The sequence below is a fragment of the Agrobacterium sp. YIC 4121 genome, from assembly GCF_002008205.1.
Lineage (GTDB): Bacteria > Pseudomonadota > Alphaproteobacteria > Rhizobiales > Rhizobiaceae > Agrobacterium > Agrobacterium leguminum.
This window is the reverse complement of sequence record NZ_MRDI01000006.1, coordinates 1-24,453: the sequence shown is the minus strand read 5'-3', so window position 1 is coordinate 24,453 and position 24,453 is coordinate 1. Positions and strand designations below refer to the sequence as shown.

General features: G+C 59.3%; 24 protein-coding genes. 7 read left to right on the top strand and 17 right to left on the bottom strand.

Translation table 11 applies throughout. The annotated features are described in order from the left end of the window. Positions 1-70 precede the first annotated feature (70 nt). The 6 genes from ahcY to chvI form a co-directional block, all read right to left on the bottom strand. On the bottom strand, positions 71-1,471 hold the full coding sequence (ahcY, locus tag BTE54_RS09335) for an adenosylhomocysteinase (protein ID WP_078052256.1): 1,401 nt from the start codon (positions 1,469-1,471) through the stop codon (positions 71-73). A 128-nt stretch (positions 1,472-1,599) separates the two neighbouring features. Further along, complete coding sequence (locus BTE54_RS09330; RefSeq protein ID WP_003521181.1) at positions 1,600-1,875, bottom strand: HPr family phosphocarrier protein; 276 nt, start codon at positions 1,873-1,875, stop codon at positions 1,600-1,602. A gap of 11 nt (positions 1,876-1,886) precedes the next feature. Then, entirely contained in the window at positions 1,887-2,288 is a 402-nt protein-coding gene (locus BTE54_RS09325) for a PTS sugar transporter subunit IIA (RefSeq protein ID WP_003505374.1), read from the bottom strand. 125 nt (positions 2,289-2,413) lie between these two features. Beyond that, positions 2,414-2,878: a serine kinase gene (locus BTE54_RS09320; RefSeq protein ID WP_065656804.1), complete on the bottom strand. Its 465-nt coding sequence runs from the start codon at positions 2,876-2,878 to the stop codon at positions 2,414-2,416. Beyond that, entirely contained in the window at positions 2,868-4,658 is a 1,791-nt protein-coding gene (chvG, locus tag BTE54_RS09315) for a two-component system sensor histidine kinase ChvG (protein ID WP_078052255.1), read from the bottom strand. Before chvG ends, BTE54_RS09320 begins: the two co-directional genes overlap by 11 nt. 58 nt (positions 4,659-4,716) lie before the next feature. After that, on the bottom strand, positions 4,717-5,442 hold the full coding sequence (gene chvI / locus BTE54_RS09310; RefSeq protein ID WP_003505377.1) for a two-component system response regulator ChvI: 726 nt from the start codon (positions 5,440-5,442) through the stop codon (positions 4,717-4,719). Positions 5,443-5,781: 339 nt separating this feature from the next. On the opposite strand from chvI, the gene BTE54_RS09305 reads away from it, so the two are divergent. Both BTE54_RS09305 and arfB read left to right on the top strand, forming a co-directional pair. Next, a complete protein-coding gene (locus tag BTE54_RS09305) occupies positions 5,782-7,392 on the top strand; it encodes a phosphoenolpyruvate carboxykinase (RefSeq protein ID WP_078052434.1) in 1,611 nt (536 codons plus the stop codon). Positions 7,393-7,503: 111 nt separating this feature from the next. Then, positions 7,504-7,938 (top strand): alternative ribosome rescue aminoacyl-tRNA hydrolase ArfB, encoded by a 435-nt coding sequence (gene arfB, locus BTE54_RS09300; RefSeq protein ID WP_078052254.1) that lies wholly within the window; start codon positions 7,504-7,506, stop codon positions 7,936-7,938. 18 nt (positions 7,939-7,956) lie between these two features. Here the strand turns inward: arfB and coaA are convergent, their stop codons facing one another. Genes coaA through hisB form a run of 7 tightly spaced genes read right to left on the bottom strand, consistent with a single transcriptional unit; the run spans position 7,957 to position 12,577 of the window. Then, the gene (coaA, locus tag BTE54_RS09295) at positions 7,957-8,958 is read right to left on the bottom strand and encodes a type I pantothenate kinase (protein WP_174036646.1); all 1,002 of its coding nucleotides are present in this window, start codon (positions 8,956-8,958) and stop codon (positions 7,957-7,959) included. Continuing rightward, the gene (locus tag BTE54_RS09290; protein ID WP_078052432.1) at positions 8,955-9,278 is read right to left on the bottom strand and encodes a phosphoribosyl-ATP diphosphatase; all 324 of its coding nucleotides are present in this window, start codon (positions 9,276-9,278) and stop codon (positions 8,955-8,957) included. The genes coaA and BTE54_RS09290 overlap by 4 nt, the downstream gene beginning before the upstream one ends. A gap of 15 nt (positions 9,279-9,293) precedes the next feature. Beyond that, positions 9,294-10,070: an imidazole glycerol phosphate synthase subunit HisF gene (gene hisF, locus BTE54_RS09285; protein WP_078052253.1), complete on the bottom strand. Its 777-nt coding sequence runs from the start codon at positions 10,068-10,070 to the stop codon at positions 9,294-9,296. Further along, a complete protein-coding gene (gene hisA, locus BTE54_RS09280) occupies positions 10,067-10,810 on the bottom strand; it encodes a 1-(5-phosphoribosyl)-5-[(5-phosphoribosylamino)methylideneamino]imidazole-4-carboxamide isomerase (protein ID WP_078052252.1) in 744 nt (247 codons plus the stop codon). The genes hisF and hisA overlap by 4 nt, the downstream gene beginning before the upstream one ends. Position 10,811: 1 nt before the next feature. Continuing rightward, complete coding sequence (gene hisH, locus BTE54_RS09275; RefSeq protein ID WP_078052251.1) at positions 10,812-11,462, bottom strand: imidazole glycerol phosphate synthase subunit HisH; 651 nt, start codon at positions 11,460-11,462, stop codon at positions 10,812-10,814. 1 nt (position 11,463) lies between these two features. Next, positions 11,464-11,958, bottom strand: a complete 495-nt coding sequence (locus tag BTE54_RS09270) for a DUF2628 domain-containing protein (protein ID WP_078052250.1) — start codon at positions 11,956-11,958, stop codon at positions 11,464-11,466. Between the two features lie 22 nt (positions 11,959-11,980). Beyond that, positions 11,981-12,577: an imidazoleglycerol-phosphate dehydratase HisB gene (gene hisB / locus BTE54_RS09265; protein ID WP_078052249.1), complete on the bottom strand. Its 597-nt coding sequence runs from the start codon at positions 12,575-12,577 to the stop codon at positions 11,981-11,983. Positions 12,578-12,778: 201 nt separating this feature from the next. Here hisB and hslV point away from each other — a divergent pair, with 201 nt between their 5' ends. From hslV to BTE54_RS09245, 4 genes are all read left to right on the top strand, one after another. Further along, complete coding sequence (gene hslV, locus BTE54_RS09260) at positions 12,779-13,303, top strand: ATP-dependent protease subunit HslV (RefSeq protein ID WP_003521197.1); 525 nt, start codon at positions 12,779-12,781, stop codon at positions 13,301-13,303. Between the two features lie 73 nt (positions 13,304-13,376). Beyond that, entirely contained in the window at positions 13,377-14,684 is a 1,308-nt protein-coding gene (gene hslU, locus BTE54_RS09255) for an ATP-dependent protease ATPase subunit HslU (protein WP_078052248.1), read from the top strand. A gap of 199 nt (positions 14,685-14,883) precedes the next feature. After that, a complete protein-coding gene (locus tag BTE54_RS09250) occupies positions 14,884-15,849 on the top strand; it encodes a DUF1402 family protein (protein ID WP_065656796.1) in 966 nt (321 codons plus the stop codon). A gap of 119 nt (positions 15,850-15,968) precedes the next feature. After that, positions 15,969-18,137: a malate synthase G gene (locus BTE54_RS09245; protein ID WP_078052247.1), complete on the top strand. Its 2,169-nt coding sequence runs from the start codon at positions 15,969-15,971 to the stop codon at positions 18,135-18,137. Positions 18,138-18,215: 78 nt separating this feature from the next. Here the strand turns inward: BTE54_RS09245 and BTE54_RS09240 are convergent, their stop codons facing one another. Then, positions 18,216-18,929, bottom strand: coding sequence for a L,D-transpeptidase (locus tag BTE54_RS09240; RefSeq protein WP_003521204.1), 714 nt, complete (start codon positions 18,927-18,929; stop codon positions 18,216-18,218). A 183-nt stretch (positions 18,930-19,112) separates the two neighbouring features. Between BTE54_RS09240 and BTE54_RS09235 the strand changes: the two genes are divergently transcribed. Then, positions 19,113-19,598, top strand: a complete 486-nt coding sequence (locus BTE54_RS09235) for an MmcB family DNA repair protein (RefSeq protein WP_004444350.1) — start codon at positions 19,113-19,115, stop codon at positions 19,596-19,598. Positions 19,599-19,604: 6 nt separating this feature from the next. On the opposite strand, the gene BTE54_RS09230 is transcribed toward BTE54_RS09235, so the two are convergent. From BTE54_RS09230 to hrpB, 3 genes are all read right to left on the bottom strand, one after another. Next, positions 19,605-20,192, bottom strand: coding sequence for an ActR/PrrA/RegA family redox response regulator transcription factor (locus tag BTE54_RS09230; RefSeq protein WP_078052246.1), 588 nt, complete (start codon positions 20,190-20,192; stop codon positions 19,605-19,607). A gap of 73 nt (positions 20,193-20,265) precedes the next feature. Further along, the gene (actS, locus tag BTE54_RS09225) at positions 20,266-21,573 is read right to left on the bottom strand and encodes a two-component system sensor histidine kinase ActS (RefSeq protein ID WP_078052431.1); all 1,308 of its coding nucleotides are present in this window, start codon (positions 21,571-21,573) and stop codon (positions 20,266-20,268) included. Positions 21,574-21,602: 29 nt separating this feature from the next. After that, positions 21,603-24,089 (bottom strand): ATP-dependent helicase HrpB, encoded by a 2,487-nt coding sequence (hrpB, locus tag BTE54_RS09220; RefSeq protein ID WP_078052245.1) that lies wholly within the window; start codon positions 24,087-24,089, stop codon positions 21,603-21,605. Positions 24,090-24,453: the final 364 nt, after the last annotated feature.

The following is a 24,453-nucleotide window of genomic DNA, read 5'->3' as shown; positions in this document are numbered from 1 at the left end:
GATGCCGCACGCTTTGTCAAGCGCACGGCATCTAGATATTGTGTAATTTCAGTGGATATTAACTATGAAATTAATATCTGTAGTGTTCGGCCTTGAACGGACCTTCCTTCGAGATGCCGATATAATCTGCCTGAAGGTCGGAAAGTTCGGTCAGGCGTACGCCGAGCTTCTCGAGATGAAGGCGCGCGACCTTCTCGTCGAGGTGCTTGGGAAGCACGTAAACTTCGTTCTTGTATTCGCCCTGCTTGGTGAAGAGCTCGATCTGGCCCAGCACCTGGTTGGTGAAGGAGGCCGACATGACGAAGGAGGGGTGACCGGTGGCGTTGCCGAGGTTCAGCAGGCGGCCTTCGGACAGAAGAATGATGCGGTTGCCCTTCGGGAACTCGATCATGTCAACCTGCGGCTTGATGTTCGTCCACTTCAGGTTACGCAGCGATGCGACCTGAATCTCGTTGTCGAAGTGGCCGATATTGCCAACGATGGCCATGTCCTTCATCTCGCGCATATGCTCGATGCGGATCACGTCCTTGTTGCCGGTGGTGGTGATGAAGATATCGGCGGAGGAAACCACGTCCTCCAGACGAACGACCTCGAAACCATCCATGGCGGCCTGAAGCGCGCAGATCGGATCGATTTCGGTGACCTTCACGCGGGCGCCGGCGCCCTGCAGCGAGGCGGCAGAACCCTTGCCCACATCGCCGTAACCGCAGACCACGGCAACCTTGCCGGCCATCATCACGTCGGTTGCGCGGCGAATGCCGTCCACCAGCGATTCCTTGCAGCCGTATTTGTTGTCGAACTTCGACTTGGTGACGCTGTCATTGACGTTGATCGCCGGGAAGGGCAGCAGGCCCTTCTTGCTGAGATCGTAAAGACGGTGAACGCCGGTCGTCGTTTCTTCCGTGACGCCCTTCAGTGCGTCGCGCTGCTTGGTGAACCAGCCAGGCGAAGCCTTGAGGCGCTTGTTGATCTGCGCGAAGAGAATTTCCTCTTCTTCCGAACCGGGGTTGGACAGAACATCCTCACCGGCTTCGGCGCGTGCGCCGAGCAAGATGTACATGGTGGCGTCGCCGCCATCGTCGAGGATCATGTTGGAGAGGCCGCCATCGGCCCACTGGAAGATCTTGTCGGTATATTCCCAATATTCCGTCAGGGTTTCACCCTTAACGGCGAATACCGGAATGCCGGCTGCAGCAATGGCGGCCGCTGCATGATCCTGCGTCGAGAAAATGTTGCAGGACGCCCAACGGATGTCCGCGCCGAGTTCCTTCAGTGTTTCGATCAGAACGCCGGTCTGGATCGTCATGTGAAGAGAGCCAGTGATGCGTGCGCCCTTCAGCGGCTTGCTTTCGCCGAATTCCTTGCGGCAGGACATCAGGCCCGGCATTTCGGTTTCGGCGATGTCCAGTTCCTTGCGGCCAAATGCGGCAAGGTTGATATCGGCGACGATGTAGTCCTTCTCAAGGCTCATGAAGTTCTCCAGATCAGAAACGCCGCACCTTGCGGTCCGGCTCTTAAACGTAGCAGCGGTTTAGCAGGCCACGAACGATCTGGCAATGATGATATAAAGAAGTCTTTATGTCTTTATATGGTTCCGGCTCAGGCTTCTTCGCCGAAGCGGTCGGCGACAAGCGCCTCCAGTGCTTCCAGCGCTTCTTTCGCCTGATTGCCGCTTGCCTCGACATAAACGCTGCAGCCGGGGCTTGCCGCCAGCATCATCAGGCCCATGATGGAGGTGCCGCCAACGGTCATGCCATCCTTGGAAACCGTGATCGTCGCGTCAAAACCTTCGACCATCTGCACGAATTTTGCAGAAGCCCGGGCGTGAAGGCCGCGTTTGTTGATGATCGGTAGTTCCCGGGAGAATGGCGACATGGGCTAACTTCTCACTTGCCGCTCAAAACGCGGCTGGCGACGTTGATATATTTGCGGCCGGCATCGGATGCATCCTGAAGGGCCTTGTCCATATTATCTTCGCTGCGAACGCCTGCAAGCTTGATCAGCATGGGAAGATTGACCCCTGCGATGACTTCGACGTTGCCGTTATTCATGACGGAAATCGCGAGATTGGAAGGCGTGCCGCCGAACATGTCCGTCAGGATGATCACGCCATTGCCGTCATTGGCGCGCGCAACGGCGTCGATGATATCCTGCCGGCGCTGATCCATGTCGTCTTCGGGACCGATACAGACCGTCTCGATCAATTTCTGGGGACCGACGACATGCTCCAACGCATGGCGAAACTCCTCAGCCAGCTTGCCATGGGTGACAAGCACTAGTCCGATCATGAAATGCTCCCTTGCACACGCACTCTCATTGCCGACTATCGCAACGCGGCAATCCTGTCCATCGGTGGGATTTCATCTTGATGAGGAAAATGGGAATCGCAAGCCTAAAATCGCCCGAATCATCGTCACTTCACATTCGTTTCAAAAAGATTCTGAGCAAGTGCAGCAAATTTTCCATAGGGCGTAAGACTGGAAAGCGGAATGCGCAGAAGCCTGATGTGCCCGCCGCAGGGCAGGGAAAACACCTCGTCATCTTCGGGAAGTCTTGGATTCGTCCCTGAAAGGACTGTCGTGACCGCAAAATGTAGTGGAGCGCGCGCAATGCTTTTGACGGAAACAATACCGCTACCGCGCAATTCCAGCAGGTCGGCGATTGCTTCCGGCCGCTCGGCAATGATGTTGTCGCCATCGCGATACACGAAAATCTGATCGTCCGCGATCAGCGCCGCCGGCAATCCGCAGCGTTCTGCCTCCGTCAGGAAGCTGAAGGCAAGCTCGCTTTTGCCGCTGCCCGACGGCCCGACGAAAAGGATGCCGGTGTCTTGAACGGTGATGGCGGTGGCGTGCAGGTTGAAGCGTTCAGCGTTCATGAGTTTCGGCCGCCGGCAGCGACAGGGTGAAGCGCGCGCCGGAAATCACGCCATATTTGTCGACCACGTTTTCCGCCCGCAAACTGCCGCCATGGGCTTCGGCGATCTGGCGGCTGATCGAAAGGCCAAGGCCGGAATTCTGTCCGAACCCTTCGCTCGCCGGCCGGTCGGTGTAGAAGCGCTCGAAAATCCGGTCGATGTCTTCGGCCTGAATGCCGGGCCCGTTGTCCTCCACCTGCACGATACAGCGATCCTTGTGACGGGAAAGGCGCACGGTGATGCGACCGCTTTCCTCGGTAACGAAGGAGCGCGCATTCTCGATGAGGTTGGTGACGATCTGGCCGATACGCAGGTCGTGGCCATTCACCACGAATGAGGTTTTCGCGCCCGCTTTCCGGTCGACGACATAGTCTATCGTCACGCTTTTCTTCTTGGTGCTTATCTGGCGGGATATATCCACCAGACCCTTCATCAGCACATCCAGATCGAGCGGCGAGGCGTCGGCGCGCGCCAGTTCGGCGTCGAGCCGCGAGGCATCCGAAATGTCGCTGATCAGGCGGTCGAGGCGGCGCACATCGTGGAAGATGATTTCGGTCAGGCGCTGTTTCGACTCTTCGGTCTTGGCGCGCGGCAGGGTTTCCACGGCGCTGCGCAGCGAGGTCAGCGGGTTCTTGAGTTCATGGCTGACATCGGCGGCGAAGCTTTCGATGGCGTCGATACGGTCGTAAAGCGCCGTCGTCATTTCACGCAGTGCAATCGAAAGATTGCCGATCTCATCCTGACGCGCCGAGAAATCCGGTATTTCCTCGCGGGTTCTCGCCCCGCGGCGCACGCGGATTGCGGCAGCGGAAAGCCGCCGCAGCGGCGTGGCGATGGTCGAGGAGAGGAGCAGCGACAGCACGATATTGACCAGCGTGGCGATGCCGAAGACACGCATGATGGCGAGGCGCTCGGCATGCACGATCTTGTCGATATCGCCCGCCTGCGTTGAGAGCAGCAGAACGCCGAGCACCGCCCGGAAGCGTTGCACCGGCACGGCGACTGAAACGATCAGCTCGCCCTTTTCGGTGACGCGCACCACCGCGCCGCGCACACCGGTCAACGCATTCATCACTTCGGGATAGATCGAGCCGTCGCCGCCAGGCGCTTCCTTATATTGCGGCAGGCTGCTCGGCTGCAGCATGCGGTTGAACATGCTGGTGAACCAGTCGCCCCAGGTCTGCGTCTCCGGCGTTACCGGCGGCAGATCGAAGCGCAGCACCTGACCGCGCGAATAAAGATGACGGGAATCGAGCAGCAGATTGGCGTCGGCATCGAAAAGCCGTGCACGGGTACGCGTCGGCGAAATCAGCCGCCGCAGCACCGGCGCCACCCGTTCAGGATTGATGGGGAAACTCAGGTCCTCATCATTGGGGGCAGGGGTGATGCTCTGCCCCGCCTGCAATTCGAGCAGCTTTTCCGGATTGATGGTGATCGAATTGGTATCGACCGAGGCGGAAGCGGAGACGGCGCCGGCGATGATCTCGCCCTGCGTCAACAGGCTTTCCACGCGCGCATCGATCAGCCCTTCACGGAACTGGTTGAGATACAGAATGCCGCCGACCAGAACCACCGTCGCTGCGACGTTGAAGAACAGGATGCGGCGCGTGAGGCTGGAAAACACCGCATTGCCGAAAATGCGCCGGATGATCGTCAGCGGATGGATACGATGGCGGCGTTCGCTGCCGCGTTCTTCGGCATCGTCGCTGTCCGAGACGGTTTCCGGCGTTTTCTTCAACACGTATTCAAGTCCTCACCACCCCCATATTGGGTGGTCCCTTCTGCGCGAGTCGGCTTCTTCAAGCCGCTTCGCGGAAGCGATATCCTACGCCATAAAGCGTTTCAATCATATCGAAGTCGCCATCGACCAGTTTGAACTTCTTGCGAAGGCGCTTGATATGGCTGTCGATGGTGCGGTCGTCCACATAGACCTGTTCGTCATAGGCGGCATCCATCAGCGCGTCGCGGCTTTTCACCACGCCCGGCCGCTGCGCCAGCGAATGCAGGATGAGGAATTCGGTGACCGTCAGCGTCACCGGCTCACCCTTCCAGGTGCAGGTGTGGCGTTCCTGGTCCATGGCGAGCTGCCCCCGCTCCAGTGTGCGCGCCTGCTGATCGGCGGTCGGCTTCAGCACGCTGCCGGTTGCGGCGGACGCCTCGCGGCTGCTGGCGCGGCGCAGGATGGCCTTGACGCGTTCCACCAGAAGGCGCTGCGAGAAGGGTTTCGTGATGAAGTCGTCCGCACCCATCTTCAGGCCGAACAATTCGTCGATCTCTTCATCCTTGGAGGTGAGGAAGATGACCGGCAGGTCCGACTTCTGGCGAAGGCGCCGCAAAAGCTCCATGCCGTCCATGCGTGGCATCTTAATATCGAAAATGGCGAGCTGCGGCGGACGGGCGATCAACCCGTCAAGCGCGGAAGCGCCGTCCGTATACGTTTCGACCCGGTAGCCTTCGGCTTCGAGCGCGATCGATACCGAAGTCAGAATATTCCGGTCATCGTCGACAAGCGCGATCGTCTGCATGTAGTTGGTCTCCATCGTCATTTTCTCGTAACTCCCGACATTCACCCAGCCAAGGTTGCGCGCCGCGAGCCACTCTCTTGAGTATAAAGGTGGAACAAATTGTGGCAAAGGAAAACTCGCTCCGAAATCGCCGCCTAGGCGGGAGCGGATTTTGCGAAAAGGCCGCAGCTGGATTTTAATGCGTCTTCAACCGATTTAAAAAGAAATAAAATCTTTTAAATCGATTAATATATTGAAATCACTAAGTTTTTTAAAGTTATGCTCTTGCGTTTCCAAAAGCTGCCACGTATTTTCCGAGGAAATTTCAACGTCCTTATCGTCATTAACAAGGAACGCGTCATGAACGAGCTTGGGGTTCATAATCCTGCCAATGGAGTTGCGGAACTCGGACTGGGCGAGGCCTCCCGCGTCTTTTATAACCTCAACGAGAGCGAATTATACGAAGAGGCGATCCGCAATGGCGAGGCCGAACTGACCATCGATGGCGCGTTGCGCGCCGTCACCGGCCAGCACACGGGCCGTTCTCCGAAGGACAAATTCGTCGTCCGCGATGCGTCCACCGAGAACACCATCTGGTGGGACAACAACAAGCCGCTTTCGCCGGAAAAATTCGAGCTGCTGCGCAAGGACATGCTGGCCCATGCCGCCGGCAAGACGCTTTACGTGCAGGATCTGATCGGCGGTGCCGATGAGGAAAATGCTCTGCCGACACGCGTCGTCACCGAACTTGCCTGGCACTCGCTGTTCATCCGCAATCTGCTGATCCGTCCGAAGCGGGAAAAACTGGCGGGTTTCAAACAGAAGCTCACCATCATCAACCTGCCGAGCTTCAAGGCCGATCCGGCCCGTCACGGTGTCCGTTCGGAAACCGTCATCGCCTGCGATCTGACCAACGGCCTCGTTCTGATCGGCGGCACCTCCTATGCCGGTGAAAACAAGAAGTCGGTCTTCACGGTGCTGAACTACCTGCTGCCGGCAAAGGGCGTGATGCCCATGCATTGCTCCGCCAATGTCGGTCCGCAGGGTGATTCCGCCGTGTTCTTCGGCCTCTCCGGCACTGGAAAGACCACGCTGTCTGCCGATCCTTCGCGCACGCTGATCGGCGATGACGAACATGGCTGGGGCGAGCACGGCATCTTCAACTTCGAAGGTGGCTGCTATGCCAAAGCGATCAAGCTTTCGGCTGAAGCCGAGCCGGAAATCTACGCCGCGACCCGCCGTTTCGGCACGGTTCTCGAGAACGTCGTGCTGGACGAAAACCGCGTTCCCGATTTCAACGACAACTCGCTGACGGAAAATACCCGTAGCGCCTATCCGTTGCACTTCATTCCGAATGCATCGGAGACCGGCATTGCCGGCCATCCGAAGACGATCATCATGCTCACGGCGGATGCCTTCGGCGTGCTGCCGCCGATTGCCCGGCTGACGCCGGAACAGGCCATGTACCACTTCCTCTCCGGTTACACCGCAAAGGTTGCCGGCACGGAAAAGGGCGTGACCGAGCCGGAAGCGACCTTCTCCACCTGCTTCGGCGCACCCTTCATGCCGCGCCACCCGGCGGAATACGGCAACCTGCTGCGCGAACTGATCGGCAAGCATGGTGTGGATTGCTGGCTGGTCAATACCGGCTGGACCGGCGGTGCTTACGGCATCGGCAAGCGCATGCCCATCAAGGCAACCCGCGCGCTTCTGACCGCCGCACTGACCGGCGACCTGAAGAATGCGGAATTCCGCACCGACGCGAATTTCGGTTTCGCCGTGCCGCTGTCGCTGGATGGCGTCGACAGCGCGATCCTCGATCCGCGTTCGACCTGGGCCGACGGCGCAGCTTATGACGCGCAGGCAAAGAAGCTGGTCTCCATGTTCGTCACGAACTTCACCAAGTTCGAAGATCACGTCGACAGCAAGGTTCGCGATGCAGCCCCGGGCCTTTTGCTCGCGGCTGAATAATAAAGCCTCATTTGTGAGGAGGAGGGGACCCGGCCTTGTGCCGGGTTCTTTCGTTTGGCCTGCTGTTTCCATTCCTGCCGATCTATGGCATCACCGGCGCGGAGAAAGATCATGGCCAGCGACCCGCTTTACATCAGCAACCGTATCACCATCGCCGGCTGGGAGCTGACGGAGCAATTCGTGCTGGCCGGCGGGCCGGGCGGCCAGAACGTCAACAAGGTCTCGACGGCGGTTCAGCTGTTTTTCGACATTGCCAATTCGCCATCGCTTTCGGACCGGGTGAAGGCCAATGCGCTGCGTCTGGGTGGCAGGCGTGTGTCGAAAGACGGCGTGCTGATGATCGAGGCAAGCCGGTTTCGCAGCCAGGAGCGCAATCGCGAAGATGCACGCGAGCGGCTTAAGGAGTTGATCCTGGAGGCGGCGGCTCCGCCGCCACCGGTTCGCAAGGCCACCAAGCCGACAAAAGGCTCGGTCGAGCGTCGTCTGAAGGCAAAGTCCGGCCGTTCGGATATCAAGAAGATGCGCGGCAAGCCCTCCGGCGACTAATCCGAAGGTGCTTGATTTTCAGAGCTTACGAAGCGCAACGGTGTCGATCAGATGGTTCCTGCCTTTGCGTAGAATAAGATCGGCGCGCGGGCGCGTCGGCACGATGTTCTGCCGCAGGTTCTTCAGGTTGATGTTCTGCCAGAGCCCTTCGGCAATGCTCAACGCCGCTTCTTCACTGATCGAGGCATAACGGTTGAAGAACGAACTGGGATCGCGGAAGGCGGTTTTTCTCAGATTCATGAACCGGTTCACATACCAGTTGTGAATAAGGCCCTCATCGGCATCGATATAGATCGAGAAATCGAAGAAGTCGGAAACGATCGGCACGATCCGTCCACCCGCCGGCAAATCGCGCGATTGCAGCACGTTGATGCCTTCGAAGATGAGAATATCGGGCTGGTCGATGACAGTGAACTCGTTCGGCAGAACGTCGTAGGTCAGGTGCGAATAACGCGGCGCTTTTACATTCGGCTGGCCCGCCTTGATCGCCGACAGGAAACGCAGGAGCGCGCCGATATCGTAGCTCTCGGGAAAACCCTTGCGCTCCATCAGGTTCTCGCGCCGTAGAACCTCATTCGGATAAAGAAATCCGTCTGTCGTGATGAGATCGACCTTGGGGCTGGAGGGCCAGCGCGCCAGAAGCTCCTTCAGGATACGCGCCGTCGTCGATTTTCCAACCGCCACGGAGCCGGCAATGCCGATTACGAAAGGCGTCTTGTTGACGTCAGCCATGTTGAGGAAGCGGTTGCGCTGTTCGAACAGCAGCTGCGACGCCTCCACATGCGATGACAGGAGGCGCGACAATGACAGGTAAATGCGCCGCACCTCGTCCAGATCGATCGGGTCGTCCAGCGAGCGGAGACGTTTGACCTCGTCGGCGGAAAGCGTCAGTGGTGTATCGGCACGAAACTTCGACCATTCTTCCGAACTGAAGAAGTGGTAGGGCGAATATTCATCCGGTCGGAAATGATCGAGTGTGCTCGGCATGCCTCTCTCCCCGCTGCCTGCCTCGACATTCATGATGTCGGCCTCGCCGCTTTTTCCGCAAGGCCGGTTTGCCCCGTACGACGCTCCAGCTCGGCAAAAACGTCGTCCAACGGAATATCTGCGATCTTCAGCACCACCAGCAGATGGTAGAGCAGATCGGCCGCCTCGTTCTTCAGCCCGTCGCGATCTTTCGCGATGGCCGCGATAACGGCTTCGACCGCTTCTTCGCCGAGTTTTTTCGCCGCGCGCTCCTGGCCCGCCGCAACCAGCTTGGCCGTCCAGGATTCTTCAGGAGAGGCAGCGGCGCGGGTCGCGACGATGCGCTCCAGATCGGAAAGGGAAAATGCGCTCATGGGAAATTCCTGCAATCAATCGAGACGCATGGCGACGCCGTGCTCCGCCATGTAGTTCTTGGCTTGCCCGATCGAATAGGTGCCGAAGTGGAAGATGGAGGCAGCGAGCACCGCAGTTGCATGGCCATCGCGCACGCCCGCCACCAGATCGTCCAGCGTGCCGACGCCGCCGGAGGCGATGACGGGCACGCGAACCCGATCGGCAATGCTGCGTGTCAGGCCGATATCGTATCCGCTCTTGGTGCCGTCGCGATCCATCGAGGTAACAAGCAATTCGCCAGCGCCGCGTTCGACCATCTTGATGGCGAATTCCACGGCGTCGATACCGGTGGGCTGGCGTCCGCCATGGGTGAAGATTTCCCAGCGGCCTTCTTCTCCATCCTTCGAAACCCGCTTGGCGTCGATGGAAACGACGATGCACTGGTTGCCGAACTTGTCGGCCGCCTGCGCCACGAAGTCGGGATCCTTGACCGCTGCGGAATTGATCGAGACCTTATCGGCCCCGCACAGAAGCAGCTTGCGGATGTCGGCGACGGCGCGAACCCCGCCACCGACGGTCAGCGGCATGAAGCAATGATCGGCGGTACGCGAGACGACATCGAAGATCGTGTCGCGATTATCCGAGGAGGCGGTAATGTCCAGGAAGCAGAGTTCGTCCGCCCCTGCCGCATCATAGGCTTTCGCTGCCTCGACCGGGTCGCCGGCATCGATCAGGTCGACGAAGTTCACGCCCTTGACGACACGGCCGTCTTTCACGTCCAGGCAGGGAATAACGCGAGCTTTTAGGGTCATACGCGTGCCTCCTTTGCGGCCTTGATGAGGGCGAGCGCCTCAGCAGGGTCGATACGGCCGTCGTAAAGCGCGCGGCCGGAAATCGCGCCTTCGAGCTTTGCGGCATCCGGCTGCAACATGCGCTTGATGTCGTCGATGGAGGCGAGACCGCCGGAGGCAATGACCGGGATGGAAACGGCGTCGGCCAGTTCCAGCGTCGAAGCCCAGTTGATGCCGGCCAGAATGCCGTCGCGATCGATATCGGTATAGATGATGGCGGCGACGCCGGCACCCTCGAAACGTTTGGCCAGTTCGATGACGCCGAGTTCGGACGCTTCCGCCCAGCCCTCAACGGCAACCTTGCCGCCCTTGGCATCGATGCCGACGGCGACCTGGCCGGGGAAACGCTTGCAGGCTTCGATAACGAGAACCGGATCGCGCACCGCAACGGTCCCGAGAATGACACGGGCAAGCCCACGGCTCAGCCACGCTTCGATATGATCGAGCGTGCGGATGCCGCCACCCAGCTGTACCGGGTTTTTCGTGGCTTTCAGAATGGCGTCGACTGCCTCGCCATTCACGGTCTGGCCGGCGAATGCGCCGTTGAGATCAACGACATGCAGCCATTCGAAGCCCTGATCCTCAAAGGCCTTCGCCTGCGCGCCGGGGTCCTCGTTATAAACGGTGGCCTGGTCCATATCGCCGAGTTTCAGGCGAACGCACTGGCCGTCTTTAAGGTCGATTGCGGGAAAAAGAATCATGTCAGGGCTTCCAGCGCAGGAAATTGGAAATCAGGGCAAGGCCGAGCGTCTGGCTCTTTTCCGGGTGGAATTGCGCGCCCGCCATATTGTCGCGACCGACGAAAGCCGTCATCGCGCCACCGTAATTGGTGGTGGCGATGACATCCGTCGAGTGCTTGGCGGCCAGATGATAGGAATGCACGAAATAGGCGTGCAACCCGTCCGCGCCGGTCTTGATGCCGTCGAACAGAGGGTGGGCGTAGCGGATTTCCAGCGTGTTCCAGCCGATCTGCGGAATCTTGAGGCTGGGATCGGATGGCGTCATTTCCACGACATCGCCTTCGATCCAGCCGAGCCCGGTGCTGACAGTCTTTTCCAGCCCGCGCGAGGACATGAGCTGCATGCCGACGCAAATGCCGAGGAAGGGATGGGCCTTTTTCTCCACGGCTTCGATGAGTGCGTCATGCATGCCGGGAACGGCGTCGAGACCGGCGCGGCAATCCGCATAGGCGCCGACGCCCGGCAAAACGATGCGATCCGCCGAGGCGACATGATCCGGCTTGTCGGTCAGGTCGATGGTTGCATTGATGCCGGCTTCGCGGGCGGCACGCTCGAAAGCTTTTGTGGCCGAACGCAGGTTGCCCGAACCGTAGTCGATGATCGCGACACGCATGTCAGCGCCTTCCATTCAAGTCGAAAAGAAACGATCCGGCGGGATCGTTGACGAAGTTTTTGTCGCCGCTCTTTTGCGGCGAAGGGGTCCAGACCGGCTGGGACAGCTGTTCCGCCCTCTCGGTGTTTTCGGAGAGACCGGAGAAATATATGTCTTCGGCGCTCGAAAGATCAGGGGCGGAAACGACGGATGTCAGCGTCCAGCCCTTTCGGATCAGGTGCCGGACGAGAAAATTGCGTCCCTCCAGCGCCGTGATGAGCCCGATGGCGAAACCGCAGAGAATGCCAACCGGTTCAAATCCCGCTAATATCGAGACCTGACCGGCCAGAATGAGGGCGATCACAACAACCGCCGTCGCCAGCCACAGCCGGTTGATCGCAAGCCATAACCAGGGCGCAATGAGAGCCAGCCAGACGAAACGGTCGGCAATGAAGCGGGTCGTCTTGTGGTCCCTGTCCGGCCCGTTGGGGGCTTCCAGAACGAGATAGCTTGTCATGGGCTTCCTGACAGCTTTGGCGTCAGGCCAGCATGCCCTTTGTCGAGGGAACGCGGCCTGCCTGCCGGGGGTCGATCTCGGTTGCCGTGCGAAGAACGCGGGCAACGGCCTTGAAGCATGTCTCGGCGATATGATGGTTGTTGGCGCCGTAATGGTTCAGGATATGCAGCGTAATGCCGGCATTCTGGGCGAGCGCCTGAAAGAACTCGCGCACCAGCTCCGTGTCGAAAGTGCCGATCTTCGGCGCGGAAAAATTGACGTTCCAGACGAGGAACGGCCGGCCGGAAATATCGACGGCGGCTTTGGTCATCGTCTCGTCCATGGCAAGATCGAGCGAGGCGTAGCGGGTAATACCCCGCCGGTCGCCAAGCGCTTTCGCGATCGCCTGGCCAATGGCGATGCCGGTATCCTCCACGGTGTGGTGGTCATCGATGTGCAGGTCGCCCTGAACATCGATCTCCATGTCGATCAGCGAATGGCGGCTCAGCTGGTCCAGCATATGGTCGAAAAATCCCACGCCGGTGGAAATTTTCGATTTGCCGGTGCCGTCGATATCCACACGCACCGAAACCGAGGTCTCGTTGGTCTTGCGGATAATCTCGCCTTTACGTTCTGCCATTTTGGCCGCTCCGTGAAAATGTTGCCGTTCCTTATCAGCACGGGACACAAATATCCAGTTGTTCCCTCGTCTTGCCTGACATGCTCAAAACGGTGCGTCGCCTCGAAGATTGCAATCGTGAAAAGCAAACTTACATAGAACCCGAGAAGGGCCGCATCCCGGCCCGTTAACCGCAGGCCCGGCAGGGCAGACAGGTGTTTGATGACAACAATTATTACAGTCAGAAAGGGCGGCAAGGTCGTCATGGCTGGCGACGGGCAGGTAAGCCTTGGCCAGACGGTCATGAAGGGCAATGCCCGCAAGGTTCGCCGCATCGGCAAGGGTGAAGTGATTGCCGGTTTTGCCGGTGCAACGGCGGATGCTTTTACGTTGCTTGACCGTCTTGAAAAGAAACTCGAGCAATATCCGGGCCAGCTCATGCGCGCCGCCGTAGAGCTTGCGAAGGACTGGCGTACAGATAAATATCTGCGCAATCTCGAAGCCATGATGCTGGTGGCCGATAAATCCACCACGCTTGCCATCACCGGCAATGGCGATGTGCTGGAGCCTGAGCACGGCGCGATCGCCATCGGTTCCGGCGGCAATTACGCCTTTGCGGCTGCCCGCGCCATGATGGACACGGACAAATCGGCGGAGGAGGTGGCGCGCCAGTCGCTCGATATTGCCGCCGATATCTGCGTTTATACCAATCACAATCTCGTCGTGGAAACGCTCGACGCCGAGTAAGCCTATTTCTCACCAATGGGTCCTGTGGGCCGGGCCGAACGGCCGGCCGGAACAGGAAAGCCGAGAGGACAGAATGACCACTTTTTCTCCCCGGGAAATCGTCTCGGAACTGGACCGCCACATCATCGGCCAGCACGATGCAAAACGTGCGGTCGCGATTGCGCTGCGAAACCGCTGGCGCCGTCAGCAGCTCGATGAGAGCCTGCGGGATGAAGTCATGCCCAAGAACATTCTGATGATCGGGCCGACCGGTGTCGGCAAGACGGAGATTTCCCGCCGCCTCGCAAAGCTGGCCGGCGCGCCTTTCATCAAGGTCGAGGCGACCAAGTTCACCGAAGTCGGTTATGTCGGCCGCGATGTCGAGCAGATCATCCGCGATCTGGTCGAGATCGGCATCGGCCTCGTGCGTGAAAAGAAGCGCGCCGAAGTACAGGCGAAGGCGCACCAGAGCGCCGAAGAGCGGGTGCTCGATGCGCTGGTTGGCGCAACCGCCTCGCCCGGCACGCGTGAAAGCTTCCGCAAGAAGCTGCGCGATGGCGAACTGGACGACAAGGAAATCGATATCGAAGTGGCGGATAGCGGATCGGGCATGCCCGGTTTCGAAATTCCCGGTATGCCGGGCGCCAATATCGGCGTTCTCAACCTGTCGGAAATGTTCGGCAAGGCCATGGGCGGACGCACCAAGAAAGTGCGTACCACGGTATCGAAATCCTATGCCGATCTGATCCGCGATGAATCCGACAAGCTGCTCGACAATGAAATGATCCAGCGCGAGGCGGTGAAATCGGTCGAAAATGACGGCATCGTCTTCCTCGACGAAATCGACAAGATCGCCGCCCGTGACGGCGGCATGGGCGCCGGCGTCTCGCGCGAAGGCGTGCAGCGCGATTTGCTTCCGCTTGTCGAAGGCACGACGGTTTCGACGAAATACGGGCCGGTAAAAACCGACCACGTTCTTTTCATCGCATCGGGCGCTTTCCATGTGGCAAAGCCGTCGGATCTTCTGCCGGAGCTTCAGGGCCGTCTGCCGATCCGTGTGGAGCTGAAGCCGCTGACCAAGGAGGATTTCCGCCGTATCCTGACGGAGACGGAAGCAAGCCTCATCCGCCAGTATAAAGCGCTGATGGCGACGGAAGAACTCGACCTCGATTTCACCGATGATGCAATCGATGCCCTGGCCGATGTGGCTGTTCATCTCAATTCGTCGGTCGAGAATATCGGTGCGCGCCGTCTGCAGACGGTGATGGAGCGTGTTCTGGACGAGATTTCCTTCAATGCACCGGATCGCGGTGGCTCCGCCGTCAAGATCGATCAGGAATATGTTCGCAAACATGTCGGCGATCTCGCCGCCGATACGGATTTGTCCCGCTATATTCTCTGAAGATTTCAGGGACACGAGAAAGAAGAGTGCGGCCATATTTGCCGCACTCTTTTATTTTATCCGCCTTGTCTCGCATTCAGCTCGCATTTTGTTTATGGGAAGGGCTGCATTCCGGTTGGAACCGCTTTAGTGGAATGATCCGGTTTCCTCAGCATCTTTCGCTGGCGGAAATCGCAGGCTTGAGAAAAGGCATTCGCTCGTGCGCAAAACTCTTCTGGCATTTGCCGCTGCTTTGACGTTCACCGTCACCGCGTCTTCTTACGTCGAAGCCGCGACGGTCGTTCCGCCAGGCAATCGCAATGCCGAACAGCCCGGCGTTCCCGGCGCTTCCGCAAAAAGAACAAAGGCGTCCAACACCTCCTTCGAGCGCAAATACCAGAAGGTCATCGACCTTTTGTCCTCCGACAAGGCGCTGATCGCCAAGATCAAGTCGACGGCCGGGCGCTACGGCATCGATCCGATCCATATGATAGGCGCGATCGTCGGCGAACATACCTATAATGTCGACGCCTATGACCGGCTGCAGTCCTATTACGTCAAGGCGGCGTCTTATGCGGGCAACAGCTTCCGTTTCGGCTACAAGGACGAAACCATTGCGCAGTTCCTGACCCATTCGCAATTTGCCAAATGCCAGTCGAAAAAGGATTCCTACAGCCTCTGGAACTGTCGGGAAGATGTCTGGGAAGACAGTTTCCGCGGCAAGACGGTCGATGGTGTCGCCTATCCGAACAACCGTTTCAGCGCCGTGTTTTTCCAGCCCTTCTATGCCGGTCAGACCTTCGGCCTCGGCCAGATCAACCCCCTCACAGCGCTGATGTTGTCCGATATGGTGTCCAGAACTTCGGGCTATGAGAAGCTGGATGAGAACGACGCCACCGCCGTCTACACCGCCATCATGGATCCTGACCGGTCGCTCGCTTTCATGGCGGCGTCCATCCGCAAGTCTATCGACGACTATAAATCTATTGCCGACATGGATATTTCGAAAAATCCGGGTGTGACCTCTACGCTTTATAATGTCGGCGGATCGCAGCAGCGTGCTGCCGCTCTTGCCCAGAAGAACCGCCAGCGCGCCTCAGGCGGGGAGCAGCCCCTGTTGCCGGAGGAAAATTATTACGGCTGGCTGGTGAATGATCGCATCAAGGATTTGCAGGCGCTTTTGTAGAAAAAGGCGACTATCGCCCGCATTGTTTCCAAAACGGAAATAATATTTGGCTGTCTGCCGCAATTGACGAGCGGCCGTCTCCGCGTCCAATCTGTGCCTCCAGAATAGAGGAGGCGCATGTGAGCCGCACGAATAAATTCGGTCTTTCCATCGATGACAGGCTTTATGCCTTTTTGACTGACGACGTCCTGCCCGGCACGGGTCTGGATAGCGAGGCGTTCTTCGAAGGTTTTTCGACCATTGTTCACGAGCTTTCTCCGAAGAACCGCGAATTGCTGGCAAAGCGTGACGCTCTGCAGGAAAAGCTGGATGGCTGGTATCGGCAGAATGGCGCGCCGGCGGATTTTGACGCCTATGAGGGCTTTCTGAAGGAAATCGGCTATCTGCTGCCGGAAGGTCCCGGCTTCCAGGTGGAAACCAGCAATGTCGACCCTGAAATCGCCGCCGTTGCCGGCCCGCAGCTCGTCGTTCCGGTCATGAATGCGCGTTATGCGCTGAATGCGGCCAATGCCCGCTGGGGTTCGCTTTACGATGCGCTTTACGGCACGGATGCTATTTCTGACGCCGATGGTGCGGAGAAGGGCAGGGGGTATAATCCGAAGCGCGGTGAAAAGGTCATTGCCTGGGCGCGAAACTTCCTCGATGAATCCGCGCCGCTGGAAACGGGAAGCTGGTCCGAGGTGACCGGTTTCAAGATCGAGGATGGCCTGTTGCAGCTTGCTATCGGCGACGCCAGGACTGGTCTCAAGGATGCAGCCCAGTTCAAGGGTTTCAGCGGCGAAGCGGCAAAGCCTGCAACGATCCTGCTCGGCAAGAATGGCCTGCACACCGAAATCGTCATCGATCGCACGACCGAAATCGGCAAGGGCGACAAGGCGGGTATCTCCGATGTCGTTCTCGAATCCGCTCTCACGACCATCATGGATTGCGAAGATTCGGTTGCCGCCGTCGACGCCGAAGACAAGGTGCTGGTTTATGGCAACTGGCTTGGCCTGATGCGCGGCGACCTGACCGAAGAAGTATCCAAGGGTGGCAAGACCTTCACACGCAGCCTCAACCCGGATCGCTATTACACGGCTCCCAATGGTGCCGCGCTGACCTTGCCGGGTCGGTCTCTGATGCTGGTGCGCAATGTCGGTCATCTGATGACCAATCCGGCGATCCTGGACAGGGATGGTCGGGAGGTTCCTGAAGGCATCATGGATGCCGTCGTCACGGCGTTGATCGCCCTTTATGATGTCGGTCCATCCGGGCGGCGTCAGAATTCCCGCGCCGGCTCCATGTATGTCGTCAAGCCGAAGATGCACGGGCCGGAGGAAGTGGCCTTCGCCAACGAAATCTTCAGCCGGGTCGAAAAGCTTGTCGGCATGGCGCAGAACACCATGAAGATGGGCATCATGGATGAGGAGCGCCGCACCACGGTCAACCTCAAGGAAAGCATCCGTGCCGCGAAGGATCGCGTCGTCTTCATCAATACGGGCTTCCTCGACCGCACTGGCGACGAAATCCACACCTCGATGGAGGCGGGTCCTATGATCCGCAAGGGCGACATGAAGCAGGCGGCATGGATCGCGGCTTACGAGAACTGGAACGTCGATATCGGCCTCGAATGCGGCCTTTCCGGCCATGCGCAGATCGGCAAGGGCATGTGGGCCATGCCGGACCTGATGGCGGCGATGCTGGAGCAGAAGATCGCGCATCCGAAGGCCGGCGCCAATACGGCCTGGGTGCCATCGCCGACGGCGGCGACGCTGCATGCCACGCATTATCACAAGGTCGATGTCGCTGCTGTTCAGGAAGGTTTGAAAAGCCGCGGCCGGGCGAAGCTTTCCGATATTCTGTCGGTGCCGGTCGCGCCGCGTCCCAACTGGACGCCGGAAGAAATCCAGCGCGAACTCGACAACAACGCGCAGGGCATTCTCGGATACGTCGTGCGCTGGGTCGATCAGGGCGTTGGCTGCTCGAAGGTGCCGGATATCAACAATATCGGGCTGATGGAAGACCGCGCCACGCTGCGCATCTCCGCACAACACATGGCGAACTGGCTGCGCCACGGCGTGGTGACAGAGGACCAGATCGTCGAAACCATGAAGCGCATGGCCGCCGTGGTCGATGCGCAGAATGCCGGCGATCCGGCCTATCTGCCGATGGCATCCGATTTCGATGGCTCGGTGGCATTTCAGGCGGCTGTCGAACTGGTGCTGAAGGGCCTTGAACAGCCGAACGGCTACACCGAGCCGGTTCTGCACCGCCGTCGTCTGGAGCTGAAGGCCAAACAGGCGGCCTGAAGCCGTCAGCAGTCCTGAGAAACAAAAAAGCCGCCGGGGGAAATCCACGGCGGCTTTTTCTTGTCTGGTATGTGATCTTTACTGGATCACGATGACCTTGGTGCTGCGGCCGGGACGAACGCGGCTGTAAAGGTCGATGACGTCCTGATTGATCATGCGGATGCAGCCGGAAGAAGCGGCGGTGCCGATCGAGGCCCATTCGGGCGAACCATGGATGCGGAACAGCGTGTCCTGTCCCTTTTCATTGAAGAGATACATGGCGCGCGCGCCGAGCGGGTTGGTAAGACCCGGACCCATGCCAGCCTCGACATATTTGGCGACTTCCGGCTTACGGTCCGCCATTTCTTTCGGCGGATGCCACATCGGCCATTCCTGCTTCCAGGCGACATAGGCCTCACCGGCCCAGGCGAAACCTGCCTTGCCGACGCCGATGCCGTAACGAACCGCGCGGTTGCCGGACAGGATGTAATAGAGGTAACGCTCACGCGTATTGACGATGATGGTGCCGGCGCGTTCGGATGTCTGGAATTCGACGATCTGACGGCGATACTTCTCATTCACACGATTGATTGGAATGGCCGGCAGCGCATAGCCCGCATCGGTCACGGGACCGTAGACATCGTTGAAGATCTGGACCGTTTCGACCTTTGCCGGAACGGGGTCAGCAACCGGTACAGACGCTGCGATCTTGCCGGAGGTCGGAGCGGAGGATTGGGAAGTCGTTTCGGCGCAGCCGGCCAGAGCCAGTGCTGCCGTCAGACCGAGTGCGGTCAATGGGGTACGGATGCGCATGTCGTTCTCGCGGAAAATTCGCCAAATTGTGCGAAAGAGTAGGCTTAATTGGATAAATCGGTTATTTTCCATTCAGCCGCTCTTGGCAAGCCGTTGCGCCGCCGCGAAACGGTCGGGCATTTAAAATTGCCGGTTGATTGCCTTTTTGCAACAATAGGCCAAACGCTTCAGCAGCCTTTATCCATGACTATTCTTTCCGTTACCAACAATAATCCGTTAATAGACGGTCGCCAGTCGGACAAGGCGATGCTGGTGCGCCGCGGCGTTCAGGTGCTTCTGCACGAAATGCGCCATTCGGTGCTGCCCGAACTGCCGCTTGCAAGCGGGCGACGGGCCGATCTCATCAGCCTGTCGGTCAAGGGTGAGATCTGGATCATCGAAATCAAATCCTCCATCGAGGATTTCCGTGTCGATCGCAAATGGCCGGAATACCGCCTGCATTGCGACCGGCTGTTCTTCGCAACCCATCCTGAAGTGCCGACCGACATATTCCCGGAGGAATGCGGGCTGATCCTGTCGGATGGATATGGCGCCCATATGCTGCGCGATGCGCCCGAGCATAAATTGCCGCCCGCGACCCGCAAGTCGGTGATGCTGGATTTCTCGCGAACCGCTGCGACCCGGCTGATGCTGGCGGAATGGACGACCGGGCGCAGCTTCGGAGAATGACTTCCGTTATTTGGGGGCGCGTTTGGCGAGAATGCGTTGCAGCGTTCGCCGGTGCATGTTCAGCCGGCGGGCGGTTTCCGAAACGTTGCGCTCGCACATTTCATAGACACGCTGAATATGCTCCCACCGAACCCGGTCTGCCGACATCGGGTTTTCGGGAACTTCGGTCTTTTCGCCCTTGCGCTGCGTCAGCGCATTGAACACATCGTCCGCATCGGCGGGCTTGGCGAGATAATCCAGCGCTCCAAGTTTCACGGCGGTGACGGCGGTTGCGATATTGCCGTAACCGGTCAGAACGACGATCTGCGTATCGTCCCGGTTCTGCCTGATGGCCTCGATGACTTCCAGACCGTTGCCATCCGCAAGCCTCAGATCGACAACCGCATATTTCGGCGGTGCAGCTCTGGAGCGGGCAATGCCATCGCTGACCGTCTCGGCGGTGTCGACGGTAAAGCCGCGTGTTTCCATTGCCCGGGCAAGCCGGCGCAGGAACGGGCCGTCATCATCGACGATCAGCAGCGATCTGTCGGGTCCGATCGGGTCGATGTCGTCCGTTGGCGCGCTGGTGGAGTTGTTCTGGTCTTCTATCTTCATGTTTCCGGCCTTCCGGCAACTTCGTCGGCTTGGTTTTCTTCTTCTTATCGCCGCTTCAACGTGGATGGTAAAGTCAACGGCTTCTTTTATCGTCCATAAGCGCTCGAGGCCAGACGATTGTGACCCGCGCTCCGGTTCCGCTCGTGCCGCGATTCTCAAAGGTGACGGTGGCGCCGGAGCGCTCCAGCAAGGTCTTGGCGATGAAAAGTCCGAGCCCGAGCCCGCCGGCCCGTGTGTCATTGTGACGTTCGGTCACATAGGGCTCGCCGATACGGGCAAGCACGTCGTAGGCATAACCCGGCCCATCGTCTTCAATGATGACGGCGACGTTCTGCTGGTCGTAATCCACCGTCACGGTCACCTTTTCCCGCGCATAATCCACGCCGTTTTCAATGAGGTTGCCAAGACCGTAGATGATGCCGGCATTGCGGATGCCGACCGGCTCGTCGGCGCGATTGTTCTTTTCAACGAGTTCGAGACGGATGCCGAATTCCCGGTGCGGCGCCATCACCTCCTCTATCAGCGAGGAGAGCGGCAGGCGGCGCATGTGCTCCTCATTGTCGGCGGAAAGCGAGGTGAGGCGGCGCAGAATATCGCGGCATCTTTCGCTCTGGCTGCGCAGCAGGGCTATATCTTCGCCAAATTTTTCGTCGTTTCCGAGTTCCCGCTCCATCTCCTTCGCGACGACACTGATGGTCGCGAGCGGCGTACCGAGCTCATGCGCCGCTGCCGCCGCAAGCCCATCCAGCTGCGAGAGATGTTTTTCCCGCTCCAGCACCAGTTCGGTTGCAGCCAGCGCATCCGCCAGCTGATTGGCCTCATGCGAAACGCGATAGGCGTAAAAGGCCGCAAACGAGGTCGTGGCGATGATCGCGACCCAGGTGCCGACATGCAGCAGAAGCTGGATCGGCAAAACCTCGCCGGGATACCACGGAACCGGAAAGGGTGAAAAAGCGATCGCGGTCGAGCAGATGACGGCAAAGCCGAGGAGAATGAGCGAATGTCGCAGTGGCTGGGAGGCAAAGGCAATGATGACCTGCACGCAGATCAGCGGCGCGAAGGGATTGGAAAGTCCGCCGGTGATGTAAATGAGCGCCGTCAATTGCAGCAGGTCGAAGGCCAGCAGCAATGTCGCTTCCCAGGGCTCCAGACGATAGGTGGAGGGAAAACGGGCGGTAAGAAACAGATTTGCAAGAGCGAGTGCCGCGATCAGAAGGCCGCAGGCCAGAAGCGGCAGGGGGAAATTGAGCCCGAAAGCGACAAGCAGGATCGTTGCCGTCTGTCCCGCAACCGCCAGCCAGCGCAGCCAGACGATGGTCTGCAGCCTTATCCTGCGGCTGGCGCGGCCGAGCCTCGTGGTTTCGATAGAATGGCCAGCCACCTTCATCTCCTTTGCCCTGTTCATCATCGTCACGTCCCGCGCGGTTTTGCACGGCTGGTCGGCAGGGCCGATGCCGGGTCTTCCGGCCATGGATGGCGTGGATAACGCCCGCGCATATCCGCCCGTACATCCTTCCAGGACCCCGACCAGAAGCCGGGAAGATCGCGTGTCGTCTGTATCGGCCTGTGCGCCGGGGAGGTCAATTCCAGCAGCAGCGGCAACCGTCCCTGCGCAATGGACGGGTGGGCTCTCAGCCCGAAAAGTTCCTGCACGCGAATGGAAAGCGTCGGTTCGCTGGCGTCGTAACGGATGGGATGCCGCTGGCCCGTCGGTGCTTCGAAATGCGTCGGCGCCAGCTTGGCGAGATCGCGCGCCACCTCATGCGGCACCAGAGACAGGATCCCTTCGGAGAGGCTGCCGGGCCGGATGTCCTGCAGGCTGCGCGCACCGTTCTGAAAAGGGACGAACCATTCGTCCAGCCTGGAAAGCAATGCCTCGTCGCTGACATCCGGCCAGGGCTCCCCGATACTGGCGTTCAGAAAGCCGATCCTGTCGCGCAACTGCAGCGTCTCTTTCGAAAAAGGAAGAATGCCGATGCCGAATTCCCGAACGCCATTGGCGAGCGCCTGTGCCGCCTGCTCGCCCTCGGGACGGGGCAGGGGTGTCTCATCGAGGATGATGGCGCCAAGCCGCGTCACCTTTCGCGCGCGCGCCTGGCCGCTCGCCTTGTCGAAAAGCAACTGGTCCTGCTGAACGATGAGATGCGGCATCCGCTCTTCGACATCGCTCCTCTCTATGCCTGCCGCCGCAAGGATGCGCGGCTGCGCCGCTCGCCCGGTAATATCGGCAACCACCAGCATTTTGCTCGCCGCCAGCCGTTCTGTCTCGGCAAGCTCTGCGCCACGCCCGTTGGCCATCACATAACGTCCCCGCGCGCCGCGCTGAAGCGCGATCCTGTCCGGATAAGCATGCAGCAGCAGCGGACCGGCCTCGCTGGGCAACTCGACTGTCGCCGTTTTGTCGCCGATTGCGTCGAACAGCCTCGATGCCAGCTTGCGCGCCGCCTGTGCCCTTTCGCTTCTGTCGGAAAGAAAGCGCCGCAGCCGTTCATCGAGATCGATATCGTTTCCGCCGAGCCCCTGTTCCGTGAGCATGACGGCGAGCATCGCCGCCTTTTTTCCCGCGCCTTCGCTTGCCGCCGCAATCACCATGGCCGCCAGCCGTGGCGGTAGTGAAAGGCCGCGCATCAGATGGCCGCGCTGCGTCAGCGCTCCGCCTTTGTCGAGCGCGCCCAGATTTTTGAGAAGCGCCACTGATTCTTTAAGTGCGGCTTCGGGGGGCATATCCAGAAAGGCAAGAGAAGAGGGATCCTGAACGCCCCAATGGGCGAGATCGAGCGCAAGGCCGGCAAGATCGCTCGCCAGAATTTGCGGTGGCGTAAAGGCGTTGAGCGCCGCCGTCTGCCCCGGATGCCACAGGCGGATCGCAACACCGGGTTCTGTCCGCCCGGCGCGACCCGCCCGCTGGTCGGCGGAAGCGCGCGACACCCGCACCGTCTCCAGTCTCGTGATTCCCGTTGCCGGCTCGAAGACAGGTAGTCGCTGCAATCCGCTGTCGATCACCACACGCACGCCATCGATGGTAATCGAGGTCTCCGCAATCGAGGTGGCGAGCACGATCTTGCGTCGTCCGGCCGGTGCCGGCTTTATCGCTGCATCCTGCTCCTTCTGTGAAAGATTGCCGTAAAGCGGAATGATATCCGTATCTGCGGGAAAACATCCCTCCAGCCGCGTGGCCGTTCGGATAATTTCCGCCTGTCCCGGTAGAAAGGCGAGGATGGAGCCGGTTTCCGACCCATGGGCTTCGGTGATCGCCTTGGTGACTTTCTCTTCAATCGGCACGCCCTGCCAACGATCCTCATAACGGACCTCGATTGGAAACGTCCGCCCAAGGCTCTGAATGACCGGCGCGCCTGCCATGAGCGTGCTGATGCGTTCGACATCGAGAGTGGCGGACATGACGAGGATACGCAGATCGTCGCGCAACCCACCCTGCACATCGAGTGCAAGCGCCAGTCCGAAATCGCCGTCGAGCGAACGTTCGTGAAACTCGTCGAAAATCACCGTCGAAACGCCGGCAAGTTCAGGATCGTCCAGAACCATCCGGGCAAACACGCCTTCGGTCACCACTTCTATCCGGGTTTTCGAGGAGACGCGATTGTCGAGCCGCATGCGATAGCCGACGGTTTGCCCGACATCCTCGTGAAGCAGTTCGGCCATGCGCCCGGCTGCGGCACGGGCGGCAAGCCGGCGTGGTTCGAGAAGAATGATCTTGCCGTCACCCCGCCAGTCCTGCTGCAAAAGATGAAGCGGCACGAGCGTCGTTTTACCCGCGCCCGGTGGAGCCGAAAGAACTGCGCGCTTCGCCCCGGCCAGAGCCTGGGCGATATCGCCGAGAACGGCACTGACGGGAAGTTCGGGCAACTCGGTCTTTATAGGAACGGGCATTCTGGTCATGCAAACAGGCCTGCGGCATCTGGGGTGGTGTTTAAGCGTCTCATATGCCGTTTCTAATGCACGGCCCCGCACTTTGACAGCCGTATGTAAGGAGCAGGCAAATGCTCCGACGTCAAAGTTACGGTTCCTTGCGTGCTATTTGTAGTCAGGACCGGAGGGCAGGCATTGGGCGTGTGGCAAAATGTCGGAAGATTCCGTCTCTTCCGCTTGTTTTCGCTTCCCTCCACGAAACTACCTAATAAAATCAATAGCTTGATAAAAATGTCAGTTTTTTGACGGTGGGTGTGTTGACTTGTTTGGCTGGGTAGATTTATAAGTCCGCTCACTGAACGAGGGCGGCGGCGCTGCTGGCGACGGCGACTTT